Source organism: Comamonas sp. MYb396 (assembly GCF_037479555.1).
In the GTDB taxonomy this organism is placed as follows: Bacteria; Pseudomonadota; Gammaproteobacteria; order Burkholderiales; family Burkholderiaceae_C; genus Comamonas.
This window is the reverse complement of sequence record NZ_JBBGYU010000022.1, coordinates 1-1,678: the sequence shown is the minus strand read 5'-3', so window position 1 is coordinate 1,678 and position 1,678 is coordinate 1. Positions and strand designations below refer to the sequence as shown.

General features: G+C 59.0%; 1 protein-coding gene. It reads left to right on the top strand.

Translation table 11 applies throughout. The features are described 5' to 3' along the window. Positions 1-57 precede the first annotated feature (57 nt). On the top strand, positions 58-1,629 hold the full coding sequence (locus WH265_RS24175) for an IS1182 family transposase (protein WP_339559921.1): 1,572 nt from the start codon (positions 58-60) through the stop codon (positions 1,627-1,629). Positions 1,630-1,678: the final 49 nt, after the last annotated feature.

The following is a 1,678-nucleotide window of genomic DNA, read 5'->3' as shown; positions in this document are numbered from 1 at the left end:
CTCAGACTGCTGACAAACCCGCCCATAAAAACGGCGGGTTTTCTTCATAATGGGGGAATGCTTAAAGAGCCAAGCGCGTACCAGCATGAGCTGGAGATGGTGACACTCGAATCCTTGGTACCAGCCGATCACCTGGTGCGCAAGATAGAAGCGGCTATCGATCTGTCCTTCATCCGTGAGCGGGTTGCACATCTGTACTGCGCCAACAACGGGCGCCCTGCAATCGAGCCGGTAGTGCTGTTCAAGCTGCTGCTCCTCGGCTACCTGTTTGGCATTCGCAGCGAACGCCAGCTCATGCGCGAGGTACAAGTCAACGTGGCCTATCGTTGGTTTCTGGGGCTGCGCTTGACGGACAAAGTGCCTGATGCTTCGACCATCAGCCAAAACCGCAGGCGCCGCTTTGCTGGCAGCGGTATCTACCAAGAGATCTTCGACGAGATCGTGCTCCAGGCCATTGGTCGAGGAATGGTAGAGGGCCAGGTGCTCTACAGCGACAGCACCCACCTCAAGGCCAACGCCAACAAGAACAAACACGACGAGGTGGAGGTAGCGTGCAGCGCAAGCGCCTATTTGCAAGAGCTCGAAGAGGCCATAGATGCAGACCGCATAGCTGCAGGCAAGAAGCCATTCAAGCCCCGCACGCGGGCGCAGGGCGCAGAGGTAGATTCTGAAGACGATGACAGAGGCGGCAGCGCAGCGAGCGCCACAGACAGCGATGCGCCCGATGCCACCAGCACGGATGCAGCCAGCGGCGCCGTGCAAACTAAGCGTATCAAGCAAAGCCGCACCGACCCGGACAGCGGCTTCATGGTCAGAGACGACAAGCCCAGGGGATTCTTCTACCTGGACCACCGCACAGTCGACAGCAAGCACGCCATCATCACCGACACGCACGTCACCGCAGGCAATGTGCACGACAGCCAGCCGTACATAAAAAGACTGGAGCGCCAGTGCGAGCGCTTTGGCCTGGCGCCTTACGCCGTCGGGCTCGATGCGGGCTACTTCACCCCACAGGTCTGCTACGGCCTGGAGCAAAGAGGTATCGCTGCTGTAATGGGCTACCGCACTCCCACCCACAAGGCAGGCTACTTCTACAAACGCCAGTACAGCTACGACAGCGAGCAAGACATCTACCTGTGCCCGCAAGGCCAGCAGTTGCACTACCGCACCACCAACCGACAAGGCTACCGCCTCTACCACTCAGACCCGGCGCAGTGTGCCGGTTGTGATCAGCGCCAGCGCTGCACGCGAAGCGCCAACATGACCAAGGTGGTCACGCGCCATGTGTGGGAGTGGGCCAAAGCGGCGGTAGATGCCAGACGGCTGAGTGAGTGGGGAAAGAAGGTATACGCGCGCCGCAAAGAGACAGTAGAGCGCAGCTTTGCTGATGCCAAGCAGTTGCACGGCCACCGCTACGCGCGCATGCGGGGTCTGTCTAAGGTGACGGAGCAATGCCTGCTGGCAGCGTGCGCGCAGAACATGAAGAAGATCGCGTTGCTGCTGGCGCGGCTTTTACAGCTTTTTAAAGCAGCTAGGAGCGGCTGGGAGCAGCGCAAACAAGCCCAGTGCGCATCACAAAAGTTTTACCGGCGGTGGGTATCAAGGTCTGCACATCGGCTTGCAAACTGACAAGAAAAAACCCCCGTTTGAAAAAACGGGGGTTTATCAGCAACCTGAG